This is a genomic window from Streptomyces sp. NPDC050704 (assembly GCF_040654355.1).
GTDB lineage: Bacteria > Actinomycetota > Actinomycetes > Streptomycetales > Streptomycetaceae > Streptomyces.
The window spans coordinates 1-6,610 of sequence record NZ_JBFAHW010000229.1 but is presented as its reverse complement, the minus strand read 5'-3'; the positions used below and the strand labels follow the sequence as shown (position 1 = coordinate 6,610).

The following is a 6,610-nucleotide window of genomic DNA, read 5'->3' as shown; positions in this document are numbered from 1 at the left end:
CGCGGCGCCTTGACGACCACGTAGTCCAACGTCGGCTCGAAGGACGCCGGCGTCTTCTCCGTGATGTCGTTCGGAATCTCGTCCAGCGTGTAGCCAACAGCCAGCTTCGCCGCGATCTTCGCGATCGGGAAGCCGGTCGCCTTGGAGGCCAGCGCCGAGGAGCGCGACACCCGCGGGTTCATCTCGATGACGATGATGCGGCCGTCGTCCGGATTGACCGCGAACTGGATGTTGCAGCCGCCGGTGTCGACACCGACCTCGCGGATGATCGCGATCCCGATGTCACGCAGACGCTGGTACTCCCGGTCCGTCAGCGTCATCGCCGGCGCCACGGTGATCGAGTCACCGGTGTGCACGCCCATCGGGTCGAAGTTCTCGATGGAACAGACGACCACCACGTTGTCGTGCTTGTCCCGCATCAGCTCCAGCTCGTACTCCTTCCACCCCAGGATCGACTCCTCCAGGAGCACCTCGGTGGTCGGCGACAGCGTGAGACCCTGACCGGCGATCCGGCGCAGCTCCTCCTCGTCATGCGCGAAGCCGGAACCGGCCCCGCCCATCGTGAACGACGGGCGCACGACGACCGGGTAGCCGCCGAGCTGCTCGACCCCGTTCAGCACGTCGTCCATCGAGTGGCAGATGTAGGACCGGGCGGACTCACCGTGCCCGATCTTCTCCTTCACCGCGGTCACGACGTCCTTGAAGAGGTCGCGGTCCTCGCCCTTGTTGATCGCCTCGACGTTGGCACCGATCAGCTCGACGCCGTACTTCTCCAGCACACCCTGCTCGTGCATGGAGATCGCGGTGTTGAGCGCGGTCTGGCCGCCCAGCGTGGGCAGCAGGGTGTCGGGGCGCTCCTTGGCGATGATCTTCTCGACGAACTCCGGGGTGATCGGCTCGACGTACGTGGCGTCGGCGATCTCCGGGTCGGTCATGATCGTCGCCGGGTTGGAGTTGACCAGGATGACCCGCAGGCCCTCGGCCTTGAGCACCCGGCACGCCTGGGTGCCGGAGTAGTCGAACTCGGCGGCCTGGCCGATGACGATCGGGCCGGAGCCGATGACCAGGACGGACTGGATATCGGTGCGCTTAGGCACGCTGGCCCTCCATCAGGACGGTGTCCATCAAAGACGTGAAGCGGTCGAACAGGTAGGCGGCGTCGTGCGGGCCCGCTGCCGCCTCGGGGTGGTACTGGACGCTGAAGGCCGGCCGGTCCAGCAGCTGAAGCCCCTCGACGACCTGGTCGTTCAGGCAGACGTGCGAGACCTCGGCCCGCCCGTAGGGGGTCTCGGACACCTTGTCGAGCGGTGCGTCGACGGCGAACCCGTGGTTGTGCGCGGTGACCTCGACCTTGCCGGTCGTCCGGTCCTGCACCGGCTGGTTGATGCCCCGGTGGCCGTACTTCAGCTTGTACGTGCCGAAGCCGAGCGCGCGGCCGAGGATCTGGTTGCCGAAGCAGATGCCGAAGAGGGGTGTTCTGCGTTCGAGGACTTCCCGCATCAAGGAGACGGGGTGTTCGGCCTTCTCCGGGTCGCCCGGGCCGTTCGAGAAGAACACGCCGTCCGGCTCGACCGCGTAGATCTCCTCGACCGTCGCGGTGGCGGGCAGCACATGCACCTCGATGCCGCGCTCGGCCATACGGTGCGGAGTCATGCCCTTGATGCCGAGGTCGACCGCGGCGACGGTGTACTTCTTCTCACCGACGGCCGGGACGACGTACGCCTCCTTGGTGGCCACCTCCTCGTAGAGGCTGGCGCCCTTCATCTCCGGGGCCTGGCGCACCTCGGTGAGCATGGTGCCCTCGTCGGGCAGCGCGTTGCCGGAGAAGATGCCCACGCGCATGGCACCGCGCTCGCGCAGGTGCCGCGTCAACGCGCGCGTGTCGATGCCCGAGATGCCAACGACGCCCTGCTCGACCAGCTCCTCGTCCAGCGAGCGCCGGGAGCGCCAGTTGGACGGCACGCGCGCGGGATCGCGGACCACGTACCCGGCCACCCAGATGCGCTTCGACTCGGCGTCCTCGTCGTTGATTCCGGTGTTCCCGACGTGCGGGGAGGTCATCACGACGACCTGGCGGTGGTACGACGGGTCGGTGAGGGTCTCCTGGTAGCCGGTCATGCCGGTCGAGAAGACCGCTTCCCCGAAGGTCACCCCCACGGCCCCGTAGGCGCGGCCGCGGAAGGTCCGGCCGTCCTCCAGGACGAGTACGGCGGGAAGCTGCTTCTTTTGAGAAGCGATTCCCCTGGTGGAGGTCGTCATCGTGCGCCTTCCGTCTTGTTGATCATGTGGTTCAGGGTCTCGACCCACTCGGTGTGCTCGGCCGCGACGTCGGAGCGGAACCCGGAGTCGAGCAGCTTGTCGCCGTGCTCCCAGGTGACGACCAGCAGGCCGCCCTCGGTGAGCACCTTGCCGGCGATGCCCTTGTCGAGCCGGGCCTCGCGCAGCTGCGAGACGGGGACGAAGAAGTCGGCGGCCCCGGGGCGTACGACGTCGAGTCCCGCGTCCGTCAGCGTGAGCTCGACCCGGCTGCGGGTGCCGAGGCCGTGCGCCACGATGCGGTCCAGCCACTGCCCGGCCGTGGTGGAGCCGTGGTAGCGGCCGCTCATGCTCAGTCTCGCCGGGCCGGGGTCATCCGGCACGGCGGGCAGCTCGGGCAGGTCGCCCTGGAGGGTGCCGCGCCACTTCCAGCCCTCGCGCATCAGCCAGTAGACGAGCGCGATGAACAGGGCGAGGCCCACGAGCCAGCCGATGCGGGCGGCCCAGTCGGTCACTTCCGCCGACTTCTGTTCGGCGGCGATGTACGTCAGATGCGGCAGTGATGTCACGCGAGCTTCCCGTCGACGAGCGTGGCCCTGCCCCGGAGCCACGTGTGGGTGACACGGCCCGGCAGCTCACGACCCTCGTACGGAGTGTTGCGGCTGCGCGACGCGAAGCCCGCGGGGTCCACGGCACCACGGTAAGCCGTGTCGACCAGCGTGAGGTTGGCGGGCTCACCTGCCGAGACGGGACGCCCGTGGCCCTTGGCCTGACCGATCTCGGCGGGCTTGAAGGACATCCGGTCGGCGACCGAGGCCCAGTTGAGCAGCCCCGTCTCGACCATCGTCTGCTGGACGACGGACAGCGCGGTTTCGAGCCCCACCATGCCCATGGCGGCCGCGGCCCACTCGCAGTCCTTGTCCTCGTGCGGGTGCGGGGCGTGGTCGGTGGCGACGATGTCGATCGTGCCGTCGGCGAGCGCCTCGCGCAGGGCCAGCACGTCGCGCTCGGTGCGCAGCGGCGGGTTGACCTTGTAGACCGGGTTGTACGACCGCACCAGTTCGTCGGTGAGGAGCAGGTGGTGCGGGGTCACCTCGGCGGTGACGTCGATGCCGCGGGACTTGGCCCAGCGGACGATCTCGACCGAGCCGGCGGTCGACAGGTGGCAGATGTGGACGCGGGACCCGACGTGCTCGGCGAGCAGCACATCGCGGGCGATGATCGATTCCTCCGCCACCGCAGGCCATCCCCCGAGCCCCAGCTCGGCGGAGACGACGCCCTCGTTCATCTGGGCGCCCTCGGTCAGCCGCGGCTCCTGCGCGTGCTGCGCGACGACACCGCCGAAGGCCTTCACGTACTCCAGCGCCCGCCGCATGATCACGGCGTCGTCCACACACTTGCCGTCGTCCGAGAAGACCGTGACACCGGCCGCCGACTCGTACATCGCGCCCAGCTCGGCGAGCTTCTTGCCCTCCAGGCCGACGGTGACGGCGCCGATGGGCTGCACGTCGCAGTAGCCGTGCTCCTGGCCGAGCCGGTAGACCTGCTCGACGACGCCGGCGGTGTCGGCGACCGGGAAGGTGTTGGCCATGGCGAACACGGCGGTGTAGCCACCGGAGGCGGCCGCCCGCGTACCGGTCAGGACGGTCTCGGAGTCCTCACGGCCGGGCTCACGCAGATGGGTGTGCAGGTCCACGAGCCCGGGCAGCAGCACCTTGCCGTCGGCCTCGACGACCTCGGCGCCCTCGGCGCTGAGACCGGCACCCACCTCGGCGATGGTCCGGCCGTCGATCAGCACGTCCTGCGCCTCGCCGCCGAGCACCTTCGCACCGCGGATCAGAATCTTGCCCATGGTTCCTACTTCTCCTCGGTACGGGTGTGGGTGACGGCGGGCTCGTTGCCGCCCAGCAGCAGGTAGAGAACGGCCATCCGGATCGAGACACCGTTGGTGACCTGCTCGATCGCGGTGCAGCGGTCGGAGTCGGCGACCTCGGCGGTGATCTCCATGCCGCGGACCATCGGGCCGGGGTGCATCACGATGGCGTGCTCGGGCATCCGCGCCATGCGGTCGCCGTCGAGCCCGTAGCGCCGCGAGTACTCGCGCTCGGTCGGGAAGAACGCCGCGTTCATCCGCTCGCGCTGGACGCGCAGCAGCATCACGGCATCGGACTTGGACAGCGTGCTGTCGAGGTCGTACGAGATCTCGCAGGGCCAGGACTCGACGCCGACGGGCACCAGGGTCGGCGGGGCGACGAGGGTGACCTCGGCGCCGAGGGTGTGCAGCAGGTCGACGTTGGAGCGGGCGACCCGGCTGTGCAGGATGTCGCCGACCAGGGTGATGCGCTTGCCGGCCAGGTCCTGGCCGAGGCCCGCGTCCCGGCCGACGAGCCGGCGCCGCATGGTGAAGGCGTCGAGCAGGGCCTGCGTGGGGTGCTGGTGGGTGCCGTCACCGGCATTGATGACGGCGGCGTCGATCCACCCGGAGGTCGCGAGGCGGTACGGGGCTCCGGAGGCGCCGTGCCGGATGACGACGGCGTCGACGCCCATCGCCTCCAGGGTCTGGGCGGTGTCCTTCAGGGACTCGCCCTTGGAGACGCTGGACCCCTTGGCGGTGAAGTTGATCACGTCCGCGGAGAGGCGCTTCTCGGCGGCCTCGAAAGAGATCCGCGTACGGGTGGAGTCCTCGAAGAAGAGGTTGACGACGGTGCGGCCGCGCAGGGTCGGCAGCTTTTTGATCGGCCGGTCTGCGACCCGGGCCATCTCCTCGGCGGTGTCGAGGATCAGGACGGCGTCGTCGCGGGTGAGGTCGGCGGCCGAGATGAGATGACGCTGCATCTTTCAGGCTCCGTAAGGCAGTTCAGGCAGTTCAGGGAGTCGGGTCCGGGGCTCGCGGTGTCAGCCGCTCGTGTCGGTGCCCCGGAAGGGCCCAGCGGGCATGCGAGCGCGCGCAGGCGCACTCGGCGGCGGATGCCGGAGTGCTACTGCGGCCCGCCCGAGGCGGTCCGCTTCACACCGAGCAGCACGGTGTCCCGACCGTCCTCCTCGGCGAGCTGGACCTTGACCGTCTCCCGCAACGACGTGGGGAGGTTCTTGCCGACGTAGTCGGCGCGGATGGGCAGTTCGCGGTGGCCGCGGTCGACGAGGACCGCGAGCTGCACGGCGCGCGGGCGGCCGATGTCGTTCAGCGCGTCGAGCGCCGCGCGAATGGTGCGGCCGGAGAAGAGCACGTCGTCGACGAGGACGACCAGACGGCCGTCGACGCCGTCACCGGGGATGTCGGTACGGGCCAGCGCACGCGGCGGATGCATGCGCAGGTCGTCGCGGTACATGGTGATGTCGAGGGAGCCGACCGGGATCTTGCGGTCGGTGATCTCCTGGAGCTTGGCGGCCAGCCGCTGGGCGAGGAAGACGCCCCTGGTCGGAATGCCGAGGAGCACCACGTCGTCGGCGCCCTTGGCGCGCTCGACGATCTCGTGGGCGATGCGGGTCAGCACCCGCGCGATGTCGGGGCCTTCGAGAACGGCCCGGGCATCGGATTCGTACTGCTGCTTGTCCTGCTCTGAGTCCATACGAAACGGACCTCCTTCTCCGCCTCACGGGACGGATCATTAAAGGACGTCGGAATTGCGCCACCAACGGTACCAGCCCGGCAACGGCCCTGATCACCCCCCTGGTGGCAGCCGTGTGTGACTCCCACGGAAGGGTCGGTCCGGACCATTCGGCTTGACGGGGCAGAGTCACGCTGCGTAACCTCACAGTGAGTCACCAGCCGCGCGGCGGAGCCGCATGATGACACAGTGTCCGGGGAGCTATATGTCCAGCGAATACGCCAAACAGCTCGGGGCCAAGCTCCGCGCGATCCGCACCCAGCAGGGCCTTTCCCTCCACGGCGTCGAGGAGAAGTCCCAGGGACGCTGGAAGGCGGTCGTGGTCGGTTCGTACGAGCGCGGCGACCGTGCCGTGACCGTGCAGCGCCTCGCCGAGCTGGCGGACTTCTACGGCGTGCCGGTGCAGGAGCTGCTGCCGGGCACCACGCCGGGCGGGGCCGCCGAGCCGCCGCCGAAGCTGGTCCTGGACCTGGAGCGGCTGGCCCACGTGCCGGCCGAGAAGGCGGGTCCCCTCCAGCGGTATGCGGCCACGATCCAGTCGCAGCGCGGTGACTACAACGGCAAGGTGCTGTCGATCCGCCAGGACGACCTGCGCACACTCGCCGTCATCTACGACCAGTCGCCCTCGGTTCTCACCGAGCAGCTGATCAGCCACGAGGCGGCCACCGCCGTCGGCATCAACGTCGGCCGCAGCAACGCCCTGGCCTTCTCCATCGGCGCGGGCCTCGCCGCCCTGGCCGGTGGTC

The 6,610-nt window shown here is 69.4% G+C and carries 6 protein-coding genes and 1 pseudogene; 1 reads left to right on the top strand and 6 read right to left on the bottom strand.

The features are described 5' to 3' along the window. The 6 genes from carB to pyrR all read right to left on the bottom strand — a co-directional run. Positions 1 to 1,097 (bottom strand): carbamoyl-phosphate synthase large subunit (gene carB, locus AB0I18_RS51255; RefSeq protein ID WP_363112760.1); only part of this gene is annotated, 1,097 nt, incomplete at its 3' end. Continuing rightward, positions 1,090 to 2,259, bottom strand: coding sequence for a glutamine-hydrolyzing carbamoyl-phosphate synthase small subunit (gene carA / locus AB0I18_RS51250; protein WP_363112759.1), 1,170 nt, complete (start codon positions 2,257 to 2,259; stop codon positions 1,090 to 1,092). The genes carB and carA, both read right to left, overlap by 8 nt. Further along, on the bottom strand, positions 2,256 to 2,825 hold the full coding sequence (locus AB0I18_RS51245; protein WP_363112758.1) for a hypothetical protein: 570 nt from the start codon (positions 2,823 to 2,825) through the stop codon (positions 2,256 to 2,258). Before AB0I18_RS51245 ends, carA begins: the two co-directional genes overlap by 4 nt. Then, entirely contained in the window at positions 2,822 to 4,108 is a 1,287-nt protein-coding gene (locus tag AB0I18_RS51240; protein WP_363112757.1) for a dihydroorotase, read from the bottom strand. The genes AB0I18_RS51245 and AB0I18_RS51240 overlap by 4 nt, the downstream gene beginning before the upstream one ends. Before the next feature lie 5 nt (positions 4,109 to 4,113). Then, the gene (locus AB0I18_RS51235; protein ID WP_363112756.1) at positions 4,114 to 5,091 is read right to left on the bottom strand and encodes an aspartate carbamoyltransferase catalytic subunit; all 978 of its coding nucleotides are present in this window, start codon (positions 5,089 to 5,091) and stop codon (positions 4,114 to 4,116) included. Between the two features lie 143 nt (positions 5,092 to 5,234). Beyond that, positions 5,235 to 5,825 (bottom strand): bifunctional pyr operon transcriptional regulator/uracil phosphoribosyltransferase PyrR, encoded by a 591-nt coding sequence (gene pyrR / locus AB0I18_RS51230; RefSeq protein WP_363112755.1) that lies wholly within the window; start codon positions 5,823 to 5,825, stop codon positions 5,235 to 5,237. A gap of 244 nt (positions 5,826 to 6,069) precedes the next feature. On the opposite strand from pyrR, the pseudogene bldD reads away from it, so the two are divergent. Next, a pseudogene (bldD, locus tag AB0I18_RS51225) lies at positions 6,070 to 6,516 on the top strand (transcriptional regulator BldD); the annotation flags it as partial. Positions 6,517 to 6,610 lie beyond the last annotated feature (94 nt).

Coding starts and splice junctions, on each gene's coding strand:
- AB0I18_RS51240 (WP_363112757.1), bottom strand. CDS start 4,108: ATGGGCAAGATTCTGATCCGCGGTGCGAAGGTGCTCGGCGGCGAGGCG.
- carA (WP_363112759.1), bottom strand. CDS start 2,259: ATGACGACCTCCACCAGGGGAATCGCTTCTCAAAAGAAGCAGCTTCCC.
- AB0I18_RS51235 (WP_363112756.1), bottom strand. CDS start 5,091: ATGCAGCGTCATCTCATCTCGGCCGCCGACCTCACCCGCGACGACGCC.
- pyrR (WP_363112755.1), bottom strand. CDS start 5,825: ATGGACTCAGAGCAGGACAAGCAGCAGTACGAATCCGATGCCCGGGCC.